The 21,561-nt window shown below is 55.7% G+C and carries 21 protein-coding genes; 12 read left to right on the top strand and 9 right to left on the bottom strand.

The window, feature by feature from the left end; genetic code table 11:
- Positions 1 to 182: 182 nt before the first annotated feature.
- On the bottom strand, positions 183 to 1,580 hold the full coding sequence (locus VF639_RS10205; RefSeq protein WP_331145796.1) for a type III PLP-dependent enzyme domain-containing protein: 1,398 nt from the start codon (positions 1,578 to 1,580) through the stop codon (positions 183 to 185).
- 398 nt (positions 1,581 to 1,978) lie between these two features.
- Here VF639_RS10205 and VF639_RS10200 point away from each other — a divergent pair, with 398 nt between their 5' ends.
- The 9 genes from VF639_RS10200 (at position 1,979) to VF639_RS10160 (ending at position 10,231) form a co-directional block, all read left to right on the top strand.
- A complete protein-coding gene (locus VF639_RS10200; RefSeq protein ID WP_331145795.1) occupies positions 1,979 to 2,953 on the top strand; it encodes an arginase in 975 nt (324 codons plus the stop codon).
- Between the two features lie 215 nt (positions 2,954 to 3,168).
- Positions 3,169 to 3,831, top strand: coding sequence for a hypothetical protein (locus tag VF639_RS10195; RefSeq protein WP_331145794.1), 663 nt, complete (start codon positions 3,169 to 3,171; stop codon positions 3,829 to 3,831).
- Positions 3,832 to 4,246: 415 nt separating this feature from the next.
- Entirely contained in the window at positions 4,247 to 6,040 is a 1,794-nt protein-coding gene (gene argS, locus VF639_RS10190) for an arginine--tRNA ligase (RefSeq protein WP_331145793.1), read from the top strand.
- Positions 6,041 to 6,164: 124 nt separating this feature from the next.
- Positions 6,165 to 6,746 carry an LOG family protein gene (locus VF639_RS10185; protein WP_331145792.1) on the top strand — a complete coding sequence of 194 codons (582 nt, stop codon included), beginning with the start codon at positions 6,165 to 6,167 and terminating at the stop codon, positions 6,744 to 6,746.
- Positions 6,747 to 7,142: 396 nt separating this feature from the next.
- Entirely contained in the window at positions 7,143 to 7,640 is a 498-nt protein-coding gene (locus VF639_RS10180) for a glutathione peroxidase (RefSeq protein WP_331145791.1), read from the top strand.
- An 83-nt stretch (positions 7,641 to 7,723) separates the two neighbouring features.
- Positions 7,724 to 8,650, top strand: coding sequence for a 1,4-dihydroxy-2-naphthoate polyprenyltransferase (locus VF639_RS10175; protein WP_331145790.1), 927 nt, complete (start codon positions 7,724 to 7,726; stop codon positions 8,648 to 8,650).
- A 46-nt stretch (positions 8,651 to 8,696) separates the two neighbouring features.
- The gene (locus VF639_RS10170; protein ID WP_331145789.1) at positions 8,697 to 9,116 is read left to right on the top strand and encodes a hypothetical protein; all 420 of its coding nucleotides are present in this window, start codon (positions 8,697 to 8,699) and stop codon (positions 9,114 to 9,116) included.
- A gap of 62 nt (positions 9,117 to 9,178) precedes the next feature.
- A complete protein-coding gene (locus VF639_RS10165) occupies positions 9,179 to 9,583 on the top strand; it encodes a hypothetical protein (RefSeq protein WP_331145788.1) in 405 nt (134 codons plus the stop codon).
- Between the two features lie 57 nt (positions 9,584 to 9,640).
- Complete coding sequence (locus VF639_RS10160) at positions 9,641 to 10,231, top strand: YdeI/OmpD-associated family protein (protein WP_331145787.1); 591 nt, start codon at positions 9,641 to 9,643, stop codon at positions 10,229 to 10,231.
- A gap of 115 nt (positions 10,232 to 10,346) precedes the next feature.
- Here the strand turns inward: VF639_RS10160 and VF639_RS10155 are convergent, their stop codons facing one another.
- Complete coding sequence (locus VF639_RS10155) at positions 10,347 to 11,945, bottom strand: DEAD/DEAH box helicase (protein WP_331145805.1); 1,599 nt, start codon at positions 11,943 to 11,945, stop codon at positions 10,347 to 10,349.
- A gap of 226 nt (positions 11,946 to 12,171) precedes the next feature.
- The gene (locus tag VF639_RS10150) at positions 12,172 to 13,182 is read right to left on the bottom strand and encodes a Gfo/Idh/MocA family protein (protein ID WP_331145786.1); all 1,011 of its coding nucleotides are present in this window, start codon (positions 13,180 to 13,182) and stop codon (positions 12,172 to 12,174) included.
- Between the two features lie 153 nt (positions 13,183 to 13,335).
- Here VF639_RS10150 and VF639_RS10145 point away from each other — a divergent pair, with 153 nt between their 5' ends.
- From VF639_RS10145 to VF639_RS10135, 3 genes are all read left to right on the top strand, one after another.
- Positions 13,336 to 14,067: a class I SAM-dependent methyltransferase gene (locus VF639_RS10145; RefSeq protein WP_331145785.1), complete on the top strand. Its 732-nt coding sequence runs from the start codon at positions 13,336 to 13,338 to the stop codon at positions 14,065 to 14,067.
- Positions 14,068 to 14,259: 192 nt separating this feature from the next.
- Positions 14,260 to 15,396: a CaiB/BaiF CoA transferase family protein gene (locus VF639_RS10140; RefSeq protein ID WP_331145784.1), complete on the top strand. Its 1,137-nt coding sequence runs from the start codon at positions 14,260 to 14,262 to the stop codon at positions 15,394 to 15,396.
- 127 nt (positions 15,397 to 15,523) lie between these two features.
- A complete protein-coding gene (locus tag VF639_RS10135) occupies positions 15,524 to 16,360 on the top strand; it encodes a hypothetical protein (protein WP_331145783.1) in 837 nt (278 codons plus the stop codon).
- A 75-nt stretch (positions 16,361 to 16,435) separates the two neighbouring features.
- On the opposite strand, the gene trpS is transcribed toward VF639_RS10135, so the two are convergent.
- From trpS to VF639_RS10105, 6 genes are all read right to left on the bottom strand, one after another.
- Positions 16,436 to 17,413 (bottom strand): tryptophan--tRNA ligase, encoded by a 978-nt coding sequence (trpS, locus tag VF639_RS10130; RefSeq protein WP_331145782.1) that lies wholly within the window; start codon positions 17,411 to 17,413, stop codon positions 16,436 to 16,438.
- A 7-nt stretch (positions 17,414 to 17,420) separates the two neighbouring features.
- Positions 17,421 to 18,137: a hypothetical protein gene (locus tag VF639_RS10125; RefSeq protein WP_331145781.1), complete on the bottom strand. Its 717-nt coding sequence runs from the start codon at positions 18,135 to 18,137 to the stop codon at positions 17,421 to 17,423.
- 34 nt (positions 18,138 to 18,171) lie between these two features.
- Complete coding sequence (locus tag VF639_RS10120; protein ID WP_331145780.1) at positions 18,172 to 18,909, bottom strand: queuosine precursor transporter; 738 nt, start codon at positions 18,907 to 18,909, stop codon at positions 18,172 to 18,174.
- 133 nt (positions 18,910 to 19,042) lie between these two features.
- Positions 19,043 to 19,954, bottom strand: coding sequence for a ribonuclease Z (locus tag VF639_RS10115; RefSeq protein WP_331145779.1), 912 nt, complete (start codon positions 19,952 to 19,954; stop codon positions 19,043 to 19,045).
- A gap of 113 nt (positions 19,955 to 20,067) precedes the next feature.
- Positions 20,068 to 20,442 (bottom strand): STAS domain-containing protein, encoded by a 375-nt coding sequence (locus VF639_RS10110; RefSeq protein ID WP_022825949.1) that lies wholly within the window; start codon positions 20,440 to 20,442, stop codon positions 20,068 to 20,070.
- A 103-nt stretch (positions 20,443 to 20,545) separates the two neighbouring features.
- Positions 20,546 to 21,382 (bottom strand): DUF4198 domain-containing protein, encoded by an 837-nt coding sequence (locus VF639_RS10105; protein ID WP_331145778.1) that lies wholly within the window; start codon positions 21,380 to 21,382, stop codon positions 20,546 to 20,548.
- Positions 21,383 to 21,561: the final 179 nt, after the last annotated feature.

The following is a 21,561-nucleotide window of genomic DNA, read 5'->3' as shown; positions in this document are numbered from 1 at the left end:
ATAAGCCGGGCACCTTGTTTTGTTGCATGCACTCAAACCCAAAACGGCCATAGAAGCCAAAAGGAGTAGCTTTTTCATCATCAAGTAGGTAAACTGAATTTTTATAGAAAAGGATTAGCCTCAAAAATAGGATTTTCCAGCGGGCCAGCCAAGCCAGCCCACTGAAAATAACCTATATTCATTTACTGATAGCCCAAGATGCGCATCATCGAGGCGCTGTCCTGCTTTTCCGCGAATACCCGATCCGTCAGGTTGCCCTCCTCATCCCGGTCTAGGATTACCAGCTTGGGAGCTGGAATCAGGCAGTGTTTGATGCCCCCATAGCCGCTCAGACTTTCCTGATAGGCGCCGGTATGGAAAAAGCCCACGTACAGGGGCTGCGCATCAGCTGGTTTGCGCTCGGGCAGGAAAACCTGGTATATGTGCTTCTCTGCATTATAATAATCCTGAGAATCGCAGGTAAGGCCGCCGAGCTGGCACCGCTTATACTGCTTGTTCCAGCCGTTGAGGGCCAGCATGATGAAGCGCTGGTTCAAGGCCCACGTGTCGGGCAGGTTGGTGATGAACGAGCCGTCAATCATGTACCACAACTCCTTGTCGTTCTGGAGCTTCTCGTCGAGAATAGAGTAGATGGTAGCCCCTGATTCGCCCACCGTGAATATGCCGAACTCGGTGAAGACGTCGGGTTCCGGTACGCCTTCTTCCTCGCAGATGCGCTTGATGGTGCGCAGCACCTCGGCAATCATATACGGATAGTCGTACTCGGGCTGAATCGAGGTCTGGATGGGCAGGCCACCGCCAATGTCGATGGTAGTCAGCGTGTCGCACACTTTGCGCAGCTCGCAGTACTTATGCACAAAGCGGCTCAGCTCCGACCAGTAGTACGACGTGTCCTTGATACCGGTGTTGATGAAGTAGTGCAGCATCTTCAGCTCGAAGCGCGGGTCGTCCTTGATGCGCTGCTGGTAGAGCGGAATAGCATCGGTGTAGCGGATACCAAGGCGCGAGGTATAGAACTGAAAGCGGGGCTCCTCGTCCGAAGCTAGGCGCATGCCGAGGTTGCACGTTGAGCGCACGTGGTCGTGGTAATATTGCACCTCGTTGGGCGAGTCCAGAATAGGCATGCAGTTCACGAAGCCGTCGTTGATAAGGGCCGTTACTTCCTGCTTGTATTCCTCGGGCTTGAAGCCGTTGCAGATGATAAACGTTTCCTTGGAAACCTTGCCCTTGGCGTGCATGGCCCGGATGATGCTCATGTCAAACCACGACGAGGTTTCGATGTGCACGTCGTTTTTGAGAGCCTCTTCCACTACAAACGAGAAGTGCGAGGCCTTGGTGCAGTAGGCATACGAGTAACTACCCTGGTAGCCGGTTAACTCGATGCCCTCCTTAAACCATTGCTTGGCCCGTTGAATTTGGGAACTGATGCGGGGTAGGTAGGCAATGCGCAGGGGCGTGCCGTGCTTTTCTACCAGCGCCATCAGGTCGATGTCGTGGAAGCGTAGCTCGTTCTGCTCCACGCGAAACTCTTGGCTCGGGAAGTCGAAGGTTTGGGAAATCAGGTCGTGATAGGTATCCATCAGGAAATTTATGTGACTGTTTTCGGGTTTTAAATGATAGAGCTGCAAAAGAGAAAGAGCCGCTAAAAAGACGTCATGCTCCGCTAGCCGAAGTGCCTCTGGCAAGTTGTAGTCAGGTTTAGAGTGAAACAAAAAAGTGCTTCGCTATTCCCTATGACAGTACCACTTCGGCCAGATGCCTCGGCAAGTTGAGCATGACGTTGTGCTATCCTTTCAATTTCTAAACTCGACAGCTTTTGTCGAACTTGCAGCCCGCAAAGATACCCCACTCATGGGGTTTTGGTTGTGCTATGTTCGTTGGTTGTGCCGGAAGGTCTGCGCACGTCAAGCCTGAGTGGGACTCTACCTCTCAATCGGCAAGCATCAAACCCACTTAACCTTTTTCCTGCCCATGTAATATGCGACGCATCAAGCTATTGGAAGTGCGGTCCGAAATCGGGGCCGGTACCCGAGGCGCCAGTATGGGGGTTGATGCCCTCAAAGTGGCCTGCCTCAACAAAGGGTGCGACTACTTCCGCCGGTTCAACTCGGTTGCCGTACCCGATTTAAACCACGTTCTCTTCGAAAAGAATCATTTTCCGAAGGCGAAATACATAGATTCTATTTATACAGTGCAGAAAGGCATTGCCAGTGCCGTCGAGCAAACGCTACGCTTCGGCGAGTTCCCCCTGGTGCTGGCCGGCGACCATTCCAACGCTTCGGCGACCATTGCGGGCATCAAGGCCGCTTATCCGCACAAGACGCTCGGCGTCGTCTGGATTGATGCCCACGCCGACATTCACTCGCCCTACACCACGCCCTCCGGCAACATGCACGGTATGCCGCTGGCCATCAGCCTCGGCGACGACAACCGCGAGTGCCAACGCAACCAGCCCGACCCGGAAACCGAATTTTTCTGGCAGCGCCTGAAAAACCTGGCAGAACCCGGCCCTAAAGTTGCGCCCGAGCACCTGGTGTACGTAGTGGTGCGCTCCACCGAGCAAGAGGAAAATGCCATCATCGAGCGCCTCGGCATCAAGAACTACAAGCTCGACGAAGTCAAAGCCAAAGGCACCCGCCAAGTGGCCCGCGAAATCTACGAGCGGCTCCGCTTCTGCGACATGGTCTACATCAGCTTCGATGTCGATTCGTTGGACTCGCGCTACTCCAAGGGCACCGGCACGCCCGTAGTGGATGGGCTGAACGTAGAAGAAGCCATCAGCCTGTGCCGCGCCCTTCTCGACAACGACCGGGTAGTGTGCTTCGAGATGGTGGAAATCAACCCCACCTTAGACTCGGAAAACACCATGGCCACCAACGCCTTCGACATCCTGGAAGCCGCCACCGACGCCATCCAAAACCGCCTGCGCATGGACGAGGTGGTGAGTAGGTAGTGCCACTCGGGGAAGCAGTAGGCGGGTGAGGAAATATCTTTAGTTTCGACTAGTCTGGTTTCGGGGAGGCGCACGCAAAGTCGCTTAATCTCTACCTTTCACTGGCATACTGGATGAGGAAGCTTACACTTGGAGCATTGCGGCTATGAAGCAAAAGCCTTGGCTAAATGGTCAGGGCTTTTTCGTAGCATTGGTAAGCCACTTCATTGACAATCATGTATCAAGAATCAGGTAACGCAATTTTCATTGTATTTATAGGGATATTTCTTGCCTTCAGTGGCTTATACTCTATAGTTGTCTCGATGAATAGTTTAGGGCAACATAAATCAGATTCTAGTATTGAAACAAAGTATTTCAAGTTTAATGCCCCTGTAGGAATTACCTACGGTATAGTGGCACTTCTGTCCGTTGTTGGGCTTGTCTATTTTGATAGGTACCAAGACCGTCTAGCATTCTCAAATCAGTTAGAAGCTGAAAATACAGAGTTGAAGTATAGAAATCATAAACTGAGAACTACACTAGGAGATAGTGCTAGAATCATTAGTGAAGTATTTAAATACGAGGAACCAAAGTCCATTTTTAATGGAAGAGTATTAATTGCGATAGATGGACTTGAAATCAACTTCACGGGTATAGTTGGTATTGCTAAGACAATGCCTATTGGTAAGGGACCAGTCAAGTTTTCTAGACAAACAATAGCAGTAGAACAAGGAAAACGATTTTTCATACTTCTCAGAGATATGAAAAGTATATGGGGGGTCAATATTTTGAAAGATTACGGGCGGGAAGTCACTTTGGAGTTTTACAAGGAAGCTACTTTTACGCCTTATGAACCCACTCGTGCACCAGCGACTAGAAATACCCTTCAGAAACGCTAATTTTCATAGTGTTGTGCCCATAAAGAAAGCCTCAGCCAATTGGCCAGGGCTCGTGCTTTAATGTGACTCAACAGTATAAGAAGTTGGACGATGATTATCGCGTTCGAGTAGTACCGTTACAAAGTATCTGTTTGGGGCATATGTAAGCTTCCACTAAAAGTAGGCCAGCCAAAAGTAGAGGAAGGCGGTATTTTCATTCTCTCCTATACGCTTCTTTGCACGCAAACCAGTTGAAACCAGAGCAAAGGAGCCACTAGCTCCTAACCTGCTCCTGCGGTTCTCCCTAGCCTTTCTACCTTTGCAGCAGTAGAAACCGGCAGCGGCTTCTGCTTCCACTTATTGCGCTGATGCTGGCTCACGTTGCATCATATGCCGCAACATAAGGAACCACGTCGCTGCTACTCCTGACTTTTCCGTGTTACAACTCGAACAAATCCTCAAAACCGCGCTTGGCGCGGCCATTCAAAACGTATTTGGCACCGAAGTGCCCGCCGCCCAACTCGTGTTGCAGCCAACCCGCAAAGACTTTGCGGGCTCGTTCACGTTGGTTACGTTTCCGTTCACCAAAACCCTCGGCAAAGGACCCGAGCAGATTGGGCTGGCCGTGGGGGAGTGGCTGGTGGCCAACGAGCCGGCCGTGAAAGGCTTCAACGTGGTGAAGGGCTTCCTGAACCTGGAAATTGCCGATGCGCAGTGGCTGAACGTGTTCGAGCAGCTGCGGCAGCTACCGGCCGGCGCGCCCGTTGCCACCGGCGGCCCGCAGAACGTGGTGGTGGAATATTCGTCGCCTAACACCAACAAGCCGCTGCACTTAGGTCATTTGCGCAACAACTTCCTCGGCTACTCGGTGGCCGAGATTCTGAAAGCCACCGGCGCCACCGTATCGAAGGTAAACCTGGTGAATGATCGGGGCATTCATATCTGCAAGTCGATGCTAGGCTATCAGCAGTATGGCCACAACGAAACGCCCGCAAGTGACAACATCAAGGGTGACCATCTGGTGGGCAAGTACTACGTGCTGTTCGAGAAGCACTACCGGGAGCAGATTGCTCAGCTCGTAGCCGAGGGTGTGGCCGAGGATACGGCCAAGGCGTCGGCCCCGCTGATACTGGAAGCCCGCGACATGCTGCAGAAGTGGGAGGCCGGCGACGAAGAAGTTGTTAGTCTGTGGCGGCAGATGAACGGCTGGGTGTACGAAGGCCACAACGCTACCTACACGACCATCGGCGTTGATTTCGATAAGTTTTACTACGAATCAAACACCTACCTGCTAGGAAAGGAGCGGGTGCAGGAAGGACTGGACCGGGGTCTGTTCTATCGCAAAGAAGACGGCTCCACTTGGGTGGACTTGGCGCAGGAAGGTCTTGATCAGAAAATCCTGCTCCGCTCGGACGGCACCAGCGTGTACCTCACCCAGGACCTAGGTACAGCCGAACTGAAGTACGCCGACTTCCACTACGACTCGAGCATCTACGTTATTGCCGACGAACAGAACTACCACATGCAGGTGCTGCAGGCCACGCTCCAAAAGCTGGAAAAGCCTTACGCCGCTGCTATTCAACACCTCAGCTACGGCATGGTTGACTTGCCCACCGGCAAGATGAAAACCCGCGAAGGCACGGTAGTAGACGCCGACGAGCTGGTGCGTGAAGTAGTGGAAGCCGCCAAGCAAGCCACCCTGGAGAAAGGAAAGATTGAAGGCCTGAGCGAAGAGGAAGCCGCGCAGCTGTTCCACATGCTCGGTTTGGGCGCGCTGAAATACTACCTGCTGAAAGTGGACCCCAAGAAGCGGATGCTCTTCAACCCCGAAGAATCGGTGAGCCTGGAAGGCCACACCGGCCCGTTTATTCAATACAGCCACGCCCGGATTTCCAGCATCCTGCGCAAAGCCGCTGAGCAGGGAGTAGGGCTAGATGCTCCTCTGATTGGCCTGACCGAGATACACGAAACCGAGCGGGAGATGATTCAGGAGCTAGGTCGCTATGCTGCGGTGGTGGCCGAAGCTGCCCGCACGCAGTCGCCGGCCCTGGTGGCGCAATATGCCTACGACGTGGCCAAAGCGTACAACCGCTTCTACACGGAAGTGCCTATTTTCATCGAGCCTGAGGCCACCAAGAAAGCCTTCCGCGTGGCGCTTTCCGCCCAAACGGCCCGCACCATCAAGACCAGCATGGGCCTGTTGGGCATTCAGGTGCCGGATCGGATGTAAGGCTGACGAACAGTCCGCACTACATTCGCTCTAGGTCCAGCAGCAACGCCGGTTACTGGCGTTGCTGCTGTTTTTATTTCTGTCACTAGCTTACTCAGCCAACTCTCTGTTGGCGCCGAATCTTATGAAAAGCGTAGCAGTTTATTGCGGTTCCAGCTCCGGGACCAACGAAATGTACACCCAACAAGCCTATGAAATGGGCCGCGTACTGGCCGAGCGTAACATGACGTTGGTGTACGGCGGGGGCCGCGTGGGCCTCATGGGCACCGTAGCCGATAGCATATTGCAACACGGCGGTAAAGCCATTGGCGTCATTCCCGATTTCCTGGTGGCCAAAGAAGTGGAGCATAAGGGCCTAACGGAGTTGCATATCGTAAAAACCATGCACGAGCGGAAGCTACTCATGGCCGACCTCGCGGAAGGCTTCGTTGCCATGCCCGGCGGTTACGGCACGTTGGAAGAGCTGTTCGAGGTCCTAACGTGGGGCCAGCTCGGCTTGCACCGCAAAGCCATAGCCATCCTTAACGTGGAAGGCTACTACGACCATCTGCTCCGCGCCCTCGACCACATGGCCGACCAGGGTTTGCTGCGCATCGAAAACCGTCATCAACTCCTCAGCGACCCAACCCCCAACGGCATCCTCGACAAGATGCTGGCTTACCAACCCGTGGAGTTGCCTAAATGGCTGACGCCGAGTACTACCTAAACATCACAGATTTCCGCTGATTTTAGGCAGATTTTAGTCGCGCGGTTTACGCTCCGCTCCGGCCAGCTAATCGGCGTGCGGAGCGAACCACGGTTATTTGTCTGCTTCTCGCGCCGATTGGCCGGGCATCGATAAACGCAACGGCTGAAGTCCGTACCGTAGGCCACATGAAGAAGTGTTGAAACTCCAACGGCCGCAAGCGGTTTACTGTCCGGAAATAGGTTTCTTTGTCGGGTTAATCCGCGTCAACCTAATGGTTGAGGCTACCGCCTGAATCAGTGTCATCCGCAAATAATCTGCAAAATCTGTGATATGAAAAGTCTTCTTCTCTTGAGCGTAGTGGCTGCTTGTGGCTTCTCGTCTATTTCTTCCCTAATTTCTTCCAGCCCCGCTGCCATGCCTGAGACTACCGCCGTTGCGCCCGCCACCGTGTACGATTTCACCGTTAAGTCCATCGACGGTAAAGACGTGAAGCTGAGCCAGTACAAAGGCAAGAAGCTACTCATCGTGAATACGGCTTCTAAATGCGGCTACACGCCCCAGTACAAGGAACTGGAGGAGCTGTCGAAGAAGTATGCCGGTAAAGTGATGGTACTGGGCTTCCCTTCCGACAGCTTCAAGCAGGAGTTAAGCTCTGATGCGGAAGTGGCCTCGTTCTGCGAGAAGAACTACGGCGTCACGTTCCCGCTGTTTTCCACGGTTGCCGTAAAAGGCGACGAAGCTACGCCCCTCTACAAGTTCCTGGCCGATAAAACCAAGAATGGTACCGTGGGTGATGCGCCAAACTGGAATTTCTGTAAGTATCTTGTTGATGAGCAAGGCCATGTGGTCGCCTTCTACCCATCTAAAGTGAAGCCCATGAGTGAGGAATTAGTAGCGGCTATTCTGAAATAAGCTTTCCTCTTGCTAGTTAAGCACGTCCTGTTTCGACTGCGCGAAAGCCAGATCAAGCAGGACGTGCTTATTTTTGTGGTGTTATGACTGTCACTCCTTCTCCTGTTATTAGCCCCGCCAAGGCGTGGATTTCGGCTTTTCGGCCACGCACGTTACCTTTGGCATTGGCTAGTATCCTTACCGGTGGGTTTCTGGCGGCTTCGCACGGCCAGTTTCGGGGCATAGTCGTCGGGCTGGCGGCGCTTACCACCATCCTGCTTCAGATTCTGAGCAACCTAGCCAACGACTACGGCGACTCCCAAAACGGCGCCGACAGTGTACACCGGGAAGGGCCGCAACGCGCAGTGCAAAGCGGGGCCATTACGCCAGAGCAAATGAAGCGCGGCATGGTGGTATTCAGTGCCCTTTCGCTGGTAAGCGGGTTGGCACTGCTGTGGGTGGCGCTCGGCACAGCCGGCGCCTGGATATTCGTTACGTTTTTCGTGCTAGGCTTGACTGCCATCTGGGCCGCGGTGAACTACACGGCGGGCTCGAAACCGTACGGCTACGCGGGCCTCGGCGACCTGTCGGTATTTACGTTTTTCGGTATTGTGGGCGTGTGCGGCACCTACTTCCTCCAAACCCGTACGTTGCCCCTCGTAGTGCTACTGCCGGCCACGGCATTAGGCTGCTTCGCAACGGCCGTGCTCAACGTGAACAACATCCGCGACATTCGCTCCGACGAGCTGGCTGGCAAAATCACCATTCCGGTGCGGCTCGGGCCTGCCCATGCCCGCCGCTACCACTGGCTGCTGCTGCTGCTCGGTTTCGGCTGCGCGGTGCTGTACGTGGCGCTTTCGTATCGTTCGGCGTGGCAGTGGCTGTTTGTGCTGGCCGCCCCGCTGCTGCTTTTCAACGCCCGCGCTGTATGGCAGCGCCAGGAGAGTATGCAGCTTGACCCGCTGCTCAAGCAAATGGCCCTAAGCACACTGGTGTTCACGCTGCTGTTTGGAATAGGGCAGGTGATTTAGTTTTCAGCGAAAAAATGGATATTCGGCTTCTTCAATCTGAAGCCGCATGACGCTCGAACAACAGGTAGCCGCGCACTTTCAGCGCTATAACACGAGCCCGCAGGCCGGGTTTTGCGGTCTGAGCCCCGCGCAGATGCACCAGCTGCTGTATCAGCCGCTGGCGCCGGGCTGCCCGGTGCAGCTGCAAACCGCTATTCCCGATGAAACGCTCGATCAGGTGCCTTTTTTACGGCTTACCGAAGATTTTTTGGCCTTGGTGCAGCGGGAAGGCGCTATCAAGCTCACGCCCCTGGGTGCTTTGCCCCGCAAGTACCTGCATGAGTTGTACGCCCACGGCCACATTCCGGAAAGGGGAATTGACACTGGCTTTATCAAGCTGAGCCGGGAATTAGACTCCCTCTCTATTACCACGCTTCATACCGTTGGTACGGAAGCGGGGCTGGTTAAAAAAACCACGGCAAGCTGACTCCAACCAAAAAAGGCGAGTCGCTGCGGCAGCCCGCGCAACGCAACACGCTGCTGCGGCAGGTGCTCGACGCCTTTACGGGCCGCTTCAACTGGGCCTTCCACGACGCCTACCCGTCGCCGACGGCGGGGCAGCTGGGGTGGGCCTTTTCCGTGTACCTGCTGGCTCGTTTTGGGGCCAAACCGCTGCCCGTTAGCTTCTACGCCGCCAAGTACCAGCAAGCATTTCCTTTCCTATTGGCCGAATTCGCTGGTTCCATCTATGCTACTCCCGCCCTGCAGCTGGCAAACTGCTACGGTGCCCGGGTGTTCGACCGGGCGTTAAACTGGTTTGGCGTACTGAGTGTCGAACAGGATAGCTATGGGCTGAGTGCGCAAAGCAGCCTGATTAAGGTTGAGGCACTGTTGCCCAAGCTGTTTCTGATACACCAGGAACCGGATAAGTCCATACCGAAAACCAGAAAGTAAGAATAGGCTGCGCGGCAGGACTGGCAGGTCAACTTTTTCCTCCACTTAGCTTCACCTATGCCCAATGCACTCGACCAACTAGCCTCGTTTCATCCGCTGACGTGCGCAGAATGGCGGCAATGGCTGACTGAGCAGTATACCACCTCGCCGGGCGTGTGGCTGGTGTACTACAAGAAAGTTAGCGGCAAACCACGCATCAGCTACGAAGAAGCGGTGGAGGAAGCACTCTGCTTTGGGTGGATAGATGGCTTGGCGCGCCGCCTCGACGAAGAGCGGTCTATGCTGCTTTTCACGCCTCGTAAGCCGCGTAGTGTGTGGTCGAAGCCCAACAAGGAGCGAGTAGCCCGGCTCATAGCAGCGGGCCGCATGTTGGAAGCCGGCTTAGAGAAAATAAATATTGCCAAGCAAAACGGTTCGTGGGACGCCCTCACCGACAGCGACGCCCTCGTGATTCCAGCCGACTTAGCGGCAGCACTCCAGGCAAACCCGCCGGCGCAGCAAAACTTCACGGCCTTCAGCCCGTCGAGCCAGAAGATTATTCTAGCATGGATTGCCAACGCCAAACGCCCCGATACTCGCACCCGTCGGGTAGAGGAAACGGTGACTTTAGCGGCGGAAAACAGGAAAGCTGGCCCTCAAAGCAAGTAGGAATATAGTGCCATAGTATTCGGGTTCTGGCGAAACGATTTGGTAACCAGATGTATAGTCATAAAAAGGGCCGCTATTTGGTATGGCGGCCCTTTTTATGACGAAGATTGAAAAATTACTCGGCTGACGGAGCGGCGGCTTGGCCCTCAGCGGCCGGGGCGGCGCCTTCGGGGCGGGGGCCGCGGCCTCCGCGGTTACGCCCGCCCCGCTTGCGGCGACGCTGGCCTTCCGAGCCTTCGGCGCGAGGTTCCTGCGCTTGGCTCACGCCGTCCTTCGGTTCGCCTTCGGGCCGGGGAGCACGCGGCTCACGTGGTGGGCGGGCTTCTCTGGTTTCGCCTTCAGGGCGGGGGCCACGGGGCGGACGTTCGTAGGGAATGGCGGGCGCGCCACCGGCGTCGAGCGCGGCCAGGGCGGCTTGCGCTTTGGCTATGCGTTCTTGGTGCTTGGGGTCTTTAGGGTCGGGGGCACCGCTGCGGGCGGGGTGGTTGCCGTCGCGGCCTCCGCTGCGGGGTCCACGGTCACCTTCCGGGCGAGGCCCACGGTCGCGGCTGCCACCGGAGCGGTGGCCGCGTTCGGGCCGCCCGCCAATTTTGCCGTGCAGGCCAGCAAAGCGTTTGGGATCGAACTCCGGGGCGGGGCCGAGGCCTAGCTCTTCGGTGATGCTCTGCTTTTCTACTTCGCGCTCGATGAGCTTCTCAATCTTCACGACCCGGTCCTGGTCTTGATCGGCAATGAAGGTGATGGCGGTGCCTTTGGTGGCGGCACGGGCCGTACGCCCAATGCGGTGCACGTAGTCTTCGGCCGCGCGCGGGATGTCGTAGTTCACTACGTGGCTCAGCGAATCGATGTCAATGCCGCGGCTCAGCACGTCGGTAGCGACTAGGATGGGGAACTTCTTGTTTTTGAAGTCGCGCATGATTTGCTCGCGCTCCTCCTGCGTTCGGTCCGACGAAATGCCCTGGGCCTCGTAGCCTAGTTTGTTGATGGCCCGCACAATGCCGGCAACGGCGGCTTTCTGGCTGGTGAAGAGCACCATACTCTGCACGTCCTGTGATTTGATAATGTGTTCGAGCAGGTAGATTTTCTGGCGGTCGAAGGCCATGTAAAACTGCTGGTCGATGCCGGCGGCGGGCTTGGATACGGCTAGCCGAATTTCTTCGGGCTCGTTGAGAATCTGCTTCGAGAAGTCCCGGATTTTGGTGGGCATGGTGGCCGAAAACAGCAGCGTCTGCCGCTTTTTAGGTAGCTGGCGCACGATATTCAGAATATCGTCCGAGAAGCCCATGTCCATCATTTTATCGGCTTCATCGAGCACCAAATACTTGATTTCATCGAACTTCACGTAGCCCATTTGCAGGTGCGCAATCAGGCGGCCGGGGGTGGCAATGATGATGTCGGCGCCGCTGGTGAGGGCGCGTTTCTGCTGCTCCCAATTCTCGCTTTTGCCACCCCCGTAAATGGCAATGCTGCTGGCTTCCACGAAGTAGCCGAAGCCAGTTACCTGCTCGTCGATTTGGGTGGCCAGCTCGCGGGTGGGTACCAGAATGAGCGTGGAAGTGTTGCCGTGCTTGTCGTGCGAGATTTTGTCGAGCAGGGGCAGGAGGTAGGCAGCGGTTTTGCCGGTGCCGGTTTGGGCGCAGGCAATCAGGTCTTTGCCTTCGATAATTTTGGGAATGGCTTGCTCTTGGATAGGAGTGGCATTCTGGTAATTCATGGCGTCCACGCCGGCCAGCAGGTCGTCGTGAAGGTTGAACTCGTGAAACGTCAAGGTGTAGCTAGTTAAGATGAATAAATGGCTGACCTTGCTTTCCCGGTCAGATCATGTGTGGGGCTATAAGCTGTAAGCCTAAAGCTGCAAGCTTTTCGTTGAACGTCAGCTTGCAACTTGTGGCTTGCAGCTTTCAACAAAGATAGAAGAAACAACGGCGGTAGCGCTCAGCTTAGGATGCCAGGATTTCCAGCTGTGCCCGGAGCTGTTCTTCGCGAATGGGGTAGGGCTGCCCGTGGCGGACGGACTGGTGCACTGCCTCAAACAAGCCCATGTAGTCGCCACGCAACGGCTCAATAGCACTCACAGTTTTTTCGCCGGTTTCGTTCACCAGCGTGAGCGTACCGGCGGCATCTGCGGGTTCCAGGCCGTATTGGTCGTCCAGGGGGGACAGGCCGCTATCTAATTGGGTTTCCTGCACGTCGGTGCGGCCTTTGCGCAGGCTGCCGCGGGTGCCGTGCAGCACAAAGGCCGGGCCGGGGTCGGCTACCAGCAGGCTGGTGGTCAGGTACACGTTGAGGCCGTTGGGGTAGAGCAGGTGCAGCTGGAAATAGTCGGTGACACGGGAGTTGGGGCGGAAGCTGCCGAACGTTTTGCGGAACTCAGTGGGGCGCCCGAACAAGCTAATGGCTTGGTCGAGAATGTGCGGGCCGAGGTCGAAGTGCAGGCCACTGCCAGGGGTGGTGGGTTCTTCCTTGAAAACCTTGGTGTGGATGGCCGTTTTGTAGCGGTCGAAGCGAATGTGGGCCTCGATGAGCTGGCCGAGCTGGCCGCTTTCCACCACTTGGCGCACGGCCATAAAGTCACTGTCCCACCGCCGGTTCTGGTAGCCAAACACCTGACGGTTCATCTGGCGGCCTAGGGCATACAGCGCATCAATATCAGCGGCAGAAGTGCCCACGGGCTTCTCGACAAGCACATGCTTGCCGGCCTGCAAGGCTTCCGTGGCCAAACTAAAATGCGAATCGTTGGGCGTATTGACCACAACTAGCTCGATAGCGGGGTCATGGAGCAAGTCCGGGACGCTGTCATAGCTGATGACGTGCGGATAGGTGGCCTGCATCTGCTTGCGGCTGCGTTCCACTACGGCCCGCAGCACAAAACCCGGATGCGCCTCTATAAACGGTGCGTGAAATATGCGGCCCGACATGCCGTAGGCGAGCAAACCAGTTTGAATGGGCATGTTGATTGGTGATGGTTGATTGGTGATTATTTGCAAAGAACATAGCAGGCTATTGCCGCTTGTTCTATCGTTGGCCCTAATATCGGTAGTCATTGGTTTCCGGCACTGCGGTGAGCCCCCAACAATCGACATCCAGCAATCAACAACCAGCACATGCTCGACCGTTTCTCAACCCAAGCTGAACTCTACGCCCGCTACCGCATCGACTATCCACCGGAGCTCTACGAATTTCTGCTGGCCCACACGCTGCACCGGCAGCGGGCGTGGGACTGTGCCACCGGCAACGGGCAGGTAGCCGTGGTGCTGGCCGAGCACTTCCAGCACGTAGACGCCACCGACATCAGCACCGCGCAACTAGCACAAGCGCCTGAGCGAGCTAATATCGCCTACCAAGTGTCGGCCGCCGAGCATACGCCCCTGCCTGATGCTTCCCTGGACCTGGTAACGGTAGGGCAGGCCGTGCATTGGTTTGATGCCGAAGCCTTCAACCAAGAGGTGCGCCGTGTGACCCGCCCAGGTGCCACCGTAGCGGAATGGGGCTACGGGCTCGTGCAAGTTCACGAAACCCTAAACCCGCTCATTCAGCAGTTCTACGCCGAAACTATGCGGCCGTATTGGGATGCAAACCGCTGGCATATCGACGACGAATACGCCCGGATTCCGTTTCCGTTCGAGGCCGTCCAACACACACAGTTTCTGGTGCGGCGGCAATGGTCGGCGGCGTGGTTTCTGAATTACCTGCGTACTTGGTCGAGCGTGGTGAAGTACGAAAAGCAGCACGGCCAGGACCCGGTGCAACTGATTGCTGAGCAAATGACGCAGCTATGGGGGCCGCAGGAGCGGGAGGTGCAGTTTCCGGTATTTCTGCGGTTAGGGAAAGTATAGAACGTTGTGGTGCCACGACTTTATCCGTCGTGGTACCCCTATCGTTGCACGACATGCTCAACCCCAAGTAAACATCAGTAATGGCATGTGCCACGAAAGGTGTAGGCTTGGAGGCATTCAGCATTAGAGAGGCATCAGTAACGATAATGATACCACGCAGACTGTAAAGCAGCAGGTAATGCATCTTTGCGTATGTCTGACCACAAAATATCCTTACCCTTCCACGGTCTTTTTGTCCTCGAATTGGCTTCTGTACTGGCCGGGCCGCAGGTGGGACAGTTCTTTGCCGAGCTAGGCGCTCAGGTGTTAAAAGTAGAGCCGCCTACCGGCGACGTCACGCGCTCCTGGCGCACCCCCGCCGAAGCTCCCGATACCACGGTGTCGGCGTATTTCAGCTGTGCCAATTGGGGCAAGCAGTCTGTGGCGCTGGATTTGACTACCGCTGAGGGACTTGCCGAAGTGCACCGCCTGGCCGCCCGCGCCGATATTGTAGTGGTCAGCTACAAGCCCGGCGATGCTGAAAAGCTGCAGGTTGATTATAGCACGCTGGCTACGCTTAATCCACGGTTGCTTTACGGCCATATCACTGGCTATGGCCCCAACTCCTTGCGCGCTGGCTACGATGCGGTACTGCAAGCGGAGGTTGGCTTCATGCACCTAAACACGTTGCCTGGTCAGGAACCGTTGAAGATGCCGGTGGCCTTACTTGACCTATTGGCTGCGCATCAGCTTAAGGAAGGCCTGCTCACGGCGCTGTATCAGCGGGAGAAAACCGGCCGAGGTGGGCTGGTAGAGGTGTCGTTGCAACACAGCGCGCTGGCTTCCCTGGCCAATCAGGCGGCCACGTTTCTCGTCACCGGCCACGACCCGCAGCCCATGGGGTCCAGCCATCCGAGCATAGCGCCGTATGGCACCGTGTACGAAGCAGCCGACGGCGTCCGGCTGCTGCTGGCCGTAGGGGCCGACCGGCAGTTTCAGTTGCTATGTGCTGTGCTGGACCGACCGGAATGGGCCATTGATGCCCGTTTTGCTACCAATTCAGTTCGCGTAGCGCACCGTACCGAGCTAGAGCAACTGCTGCGCGAAAGAATAGCCGCTGTAAGCGGGGCCGAACTGCTTCGGCAGTTAGAGCAGCAAGCCGTACCCGCCGGCGCCGTGCGGACGGTAGGGGAGGCCCTGCGCCACGAGTCGGCGCAGGAGATGCTGCTGCCCCCAACAACCGACTTTCCGTACGCCGGCCTACGCACCGTAGCTTTCCGGAGCAGTGAGTGGCCGGTGGTCGAGCAGTTGGTTGCGCCGCCCGCGCAGCAACCCCAAATTGGAGCTTAACACTACAGTACCGACGCAACGGCAACTGCCGAGTTGCTACTTTGCGTAGGTAAGAGCTTTGCCGAGGTTGCATTCTCAACTCTACTTCATCGTGCCGTTGCTTGCTGGCGCGTCAAATTTTTACTGCATGGCTACTAGAAAAAAGAAAACAGTTCCTGCTCCCGCCACCAACCCCCAAGCCGACGACGGTACGCCCGATGCCCCGTTGGCACCCGCCACCAGCGGCTCCACCAATACCGACAATACGGCCCCCAACGCCGCCGGTGAGCCTGCCGAAGCCCCCGCCGACCGCCTCGACCAGATATTTGAGGGCCTCAAGCAAAAGTCCTCGGCCAAGCAGTCTATCTACCGCAACACCATGTCCACATTCGATTTGCTACGGCAAGTCACGCAAGAGCTGGTGGTGGAGCTGAGCCGCCGAATCACGCCCGTCGATTCCACGATTGTTATCGAGTACCGCCCCATCAACGACATGGAGTTTCACATCCGCTTCTCCGGCGACCTGCTGGTTTTCGTGATGCACTCCAACATTGTCACGTTCGCCGACGAGTACGGCCCTATGCCTACCAAATACGTGGAAGCCGACTTCCGCCGCCGCTTCTTCGGGCATATCATGGCCTACAACTTCATGGCCGACAGCATCAAGTACCAGCGCATGAATGACCCCGGCTATCTGGTAGGCCGCCTGCTCATCAACATCGACAACCACTACTTCCTGGAAGGCGTGCAGCAGTTGGAGCTACCCGACAACGATATGTCGGACAACGCAGTAACGGCCGATGGCATGCGCCTGTTCGTGGAAAGCGCCATGATTGCCGCCGTCAACAACGACCTTATCGCCCCACCCCTCAACGATATTCAAAAGATATCGGTAAAGCAAAAGCTGGAAAACCAGCAAGTCAGCCGCCCAAGCAAAGTTGGCTTCAGCTTCTCCCACGAGCAGCAATTGCACCAAATACTCTAAGGTAATAGGCGAGTGACTGCATAAAAGAACGTCATGCCTGATCTGACATGACGTTCTTATTTACTCAAGAATGAACTACCGTCGCAGGTAGCCAACTTTCTCCCGTACTTTATTCAGCACTTCCGAGCCGTAGGCTTGGGCTTTACGGGCACCTTCGGCCAGGCGGGCATCTAATTCGGGGAGGTTGTTCATGTAGAAGTTGAACTGCTCCCGCTCGGTGGCGAAACGGCGTAAAACGACCTCGTAGAGGGCCTGTTTGGCGTGGCCGTAGCCGTAGCCGCCGGCTAGGTAGCGGGCGCGCAGGTCGGCGGTTTCCTCGGCGGAAGCCAGCAGGGAGAAGAGCTTGAAGGTGGTATCGGTGTCTGGGTTTTTGGGGGCTTCCAGCGGCGTGCTGTCCGACACGATGAGCCTGATGTTTTTAAGCAGGGCTTTGTCGTCGAGAAAGATGTCGATGATGTTGCCGTAGCTCTTGCTCATCTTCTGGCCGTCGAGGCCGGGCACAATCATCACCTGCTCATCCGTTTTGGCCTGAGGCAGCACGAAGATTTCGCCGTAGCGGCTGTTGAAGGTGCTGGCAATGTCGCGGGTGATTTCCAGGTGCTGAATCTGGTCTTTGCCTACCGGCACGAAGTCGGCATCGTAGAGCAGAATATCGGCCGCCATCAGCACCGGATACGTGAACAGGCCCGCATTCACGTCCGAAAGCCGGTCCGATTTATCTTTGAACGAGTGGGCGTTGGCCAGCATGGGGTAGGGCGCAAAGCACGACAGGTACCAGGCCAGCTCCGTCACCTGCGGCACATCCGACTGGCGGTAGAACAAGTTCTTGTCGGTATCGAACCCGCAGGCCAGCCACGCCGCCGCCACCGCATACGTGTTTTGGCGCAGCAGCTCCGCGTCGCGCACGGTGGTCAGCGAGTGCATGTCAGCAATGAACAGCAACGACTCGTTGGCGCTGCTTTTCGATAGCTCAATAGCGGGAAGAATGGCGCCGAGCAGGTTGCCCAAGTGTGGGCGGCCGGTGCTCTGAATGCCAGTAAGGATGCGGGACATGAAGTAATTAGTTCTTAAGTTGTAATCTAACGCCGGCGTTGTAAGCGCGTACTGCCTCCCCTAATCGGGCCTCCGACAACTTGCCGGTTTCAATGCGCTTTTGTAATTCAGGATCATCAGCAAAAAAGGCCGTAGTAGCACCCACGGCCACCAAAATAATTTTTTCTTCTGCTGGAGTAAACAAGCCTATTCGCGGACCAGGTGTATAAGGTACTAGCGGCCCCTTTGTTCCGGCGCGAAGCAGTAATATGTCGGTTCGGCGGTAGCCGCCCGCACCGCCACCATACATCATTACAGGGAGACTGCCTGCTCTAACGCTCATCGGAATTACATAGCCGCCTCGGCTGCTATTCAGATAGCCCTCATATTCATAGCGGAACAGTTGAATGCCGCCAGTGGTATCAATTACTTCCACAAAATCACGGTCGACTGGAATACCAGCTTTGTCGTCTGGCGCTACAAAATTGCCTCCTACAATGTAAGACCGACGCCCGAGTGTACAACGTTTAACCTCGCTCGGCTCAAACTGCTGTTCTTCTTTGCGGTCGTAATACACAAGAATAGCAGATGACTGTGCTGTAGCCGTACGCAAGTTGAAATTGCCATTTAGTTGTTGGCCATCTTTGAGAACACAGCTCCCTTTGGTAAAACCAGGCTGTGCATTAACTAGAGTAGTACTGATGATAGCAATAAGAAAGAAAAATATTGTACGAGTCAATTGCATAATATTAAGTGAATTGTAGCAATATATTCAAGCATTACACGCTCACGTTAGCAGCGGCTTCTTGCTGTAGCTCAGTAGTGGCCTCCTCGCCTAAGTACCGGTCAATCAGGAAGTGAGCTAAGTAAAGCACTGGCGTGAGTAGAATAGCCGCCGCGAATTTATACCAGTAATTGGTGTTGGCCACGCTCAGCACTTGATCCATTGTCCAGTTGCCGAACACGTAGAAAGCTACATAGAGCACTACAAACGAATCGACGAGCTGCGAGATAAGTGTAGAGCCGGTGGCGCGCAGCCACACGTAGCGGCCCTTGGTGGCGCGTCGTAGGGCCTGAAATACGGTGGCATCCAGTACCTGCCCGATCCCAAACGCGGTGATAGAGCCGGTGATAATGCCCAAGCCCTGTCGAAAAATGCTTTGATAAGCAAAGTCGATGTTGAACGGCCGGCCTTGTGAGTCAGTCTTATTCACGTCCAGCCAAAATGCTGCGGGCGGTAGTTTGGTGGTGGCATAAATCACCAGGAAGGCGAAGAGAATCAGTCCCACCGTGAGGTAGCTCACGCGCAACACCCCGGCGCGCCCGAAATACTCGTTGATAATATCGGTGGTAACAAACACAACGGGCCAGATCAGCACCCCGGCCGTGAGGTTGCCCGGCAAACCCATCAAAGCGTCCGCCGAGAAAATCTTTACTCCGATAATTTCCGCCAGCAGCGCATTTACGATGAAAATACCGCTGAGTACCAGGTAAAGCTGCTGTTTTTTATGGGACATGAAAGGTGAATTGGTGAAGTTGTAAAATAGGGAGTTTGACGTTCAACCGAACTGTGAAAAAATGAACTTGCTAAATGGTTGATGCCGATAGAACATCAGACTCACCATTTCACAACTTCACCAACTCACTATCTTACACACTGACCGTCAAGCCTTCGGTGGCCAGCTCGGTCCACTCGAACATGGTTTGGGCTTCGGTTAGTAGGGGGGTTAGGTCGCGGTAGCGGCTAGAGAAGTGGCCGATGAGCAGGCGCTGTACTTGGGCGCGGCGGGCTAGCAGGCCGGCCTGGCGGGCGGTGGAGTGGTGGGTGGTAAGCGCCCGGTCGCGCATTTCCTCTAAAAAAGTAGCTTCGTGATACAGCAAGTCTACCCCGTGCACGAGGTCGGCCAGGCTTTCGGTGTAGAGCGTATCAGAGCAGAAGGCGTAGCTGCGGGGCGGGCGGGGCTCGGTGGTCACATCGAGGTTGCGGACCAGCATGTTGCCGGCTTCATCGAGCACGTCTTCGCCGAGCGTAAGGCCTGTAAGCTGAGTGGGGGTGAGGCTGGCGGGCAGCTTTTCCTTAAGCAACGGCCGGCGCCGGGGCAACTCCCGAAACAAGTAGCCACAGCACGGAATGCGGTGGCGCATGGGCAACGTGTGCACAATCACGTGCTTGTCTTCGTATACCAACTGAAATTGCGTGGTATCGACTACCGTGAAGTTCAATTCGAAGCAGAGTTGCGTGAAGGAATGCCGGAACTGCGTGGTGAGCACCTCATCGAGGCCGGCGGGGCCGAAGAGGCGCAACGGCTCGGTGCGGCCGTTGAGGTGCATAGTGCCCAACAAGCCAAACAGCCCAAAATAATGGTCGCCGTGGAGGTGGGAGATGAAAATGGTGCTGATGCGCTGATGGCGCAGCTTGTGTTCCATCAGGCGGCTTTGAGTGCCTTCGCCGCAGTCGATGAGGTACTGCGCGTTGCCCACGGTTAGCACCTGCGCCGTCTGGTGCCGGTCCAGAAAAGGCGTCGCCGACGCGCTACCTAAAATTTTCAGCTCAAACTCCATAGCGTGGAAAAGCGACAAGCTGTAAGTTGCAAGCTGCAAGCTCTCGTTCTGGGGTTCGCCAGCAGAACGAGAGCTTGCAGCTTGCAACTTACAGCTTGTCGCTTATAGTATAATTATTCTTTGCTGGTCAGGTCACGCTCGATGGCGTGCAGGAAAATGCGGTCGATGCCTTCTTCCACAGTGGGCAGGATGTGCAGTACCGATTCAAGCTTGCTGATGGTGATGAGCTTCATCACGTGGTCTTGCAGGCCGGTGAGCACCAGCAGGCCGCCCGTGGAATTGCACAAACGGTTGGCAATCAGAATAGAACTAAGCCCTGACGAGTCGGTATACTTCACGTTGGTGAGGTCCAGAATCAGGTTGTTGATGCCTTCGGCGTTCAGCTTCACAAATTCCGATTTCAGGTCCGGAGCTACTGTTGTGTCTAGCTTCTTCTCGTCAATCGTAATTATCGTGTACGTTTCCTTTTTATCAATCGAGTACTTCATACCGGTCGGTGGTTCGGGGTTTTTAGGGAGTTGCGAAGGTAGCAAAAAAATGTTCGTTGGCAGCGCGTTCAGGTACCAACAAAACCGGTTTGAAAAGGCTGCATCAACGGCTTGGAATTCCCTTGAAACCGAACGTAAGGGTACTCCAATTACTTTGCCAATCTGCTTCTGGCAGGCTAGCAGGCACCATTCGCACGGCACTTACCATATACTGACCAGGGTTGGTTAATCGAAACAACACACGGCCGTTTTGGTTACTGTAGAGCTTGGTAATTTTTACTGTTTGGCCGGGGCTGCGCTGCCATACTTGCACCAATTGTCCGGCCTTGGGTTGCCCGTCGGCCAGCACTCGAATGGTGAGGGAATTGCCCGTTCGCAGGGCATATGGGTTTTGCTCGGGTACCAGGTCCAGGGCCATACCCGTGGGCCGGCTCCAGGCCCTGGCGGTATCGGTGGAAGTGTAACTGCCAACCTGCACCAGAGTTTTAGCGCAGCGGCTATAGGCCTCGCGACCGGGCTTGTTGAGGGCGCCGCGCTGCTGGCGCCGCAGCAGAATATAATCGAGGCCGTCTTCCTTCAAGTAAGCATTGAATTTCTCGGCTTCCAGCGTGATAAAAGCATTGTTGGTGGACAACACGACCATGTGCGTGCCAGGCTGCGCAAACGTGACGTTTGGGTGCAGCGTGTCGGCCGTTGTGGCCGTAGCCAGCAAGTCGTTGAGGCCAGGCGGCGCGTACTGTGCCAGGCGCGTGACCCGGTTGCTTTTGTTTCCCCACCGCTCACCAGTGAAGTTCTCGCCGACGAACAGATGCAGATTAAGCGTAGTACCCGGCGTCACGAAAAATTGCGGTGGCAACAGCCAAAATTCATGGGCTAGCGCGGCAGTGGCCGTGAGGGCAGCTAAGGCAAGGAGCGGGGCAGAGGCGTACTTTTTTTGCAAGTGCGTAAGGGCCAGAATAATGTTGAATGCTTGCCAGGCACCAGCTAAAGGCAATTCACTATAGTACAAACAATTCTGCCTACCCGAAAAACAACTCGGTTTAAACAACGCATAGCCGCGCTACGGCCGTCAGTCTCCCAACTAACCCAAGCCTGGCGGCGGGCAGTCGCGCCAACTTT

It is taken from the genome of Hymenobacter sp., from assembly GCF_036387835.1.
GTDB lineage: Bacteria > Bacteroidota > Bacteroidia > Cytophagales > Hymenobacteraceae > Hymenobacter.
Note: the sequence above shows the minus strand (reverse complement) of the source record. Positions and strands in the feature narration are given on the sequence as shown.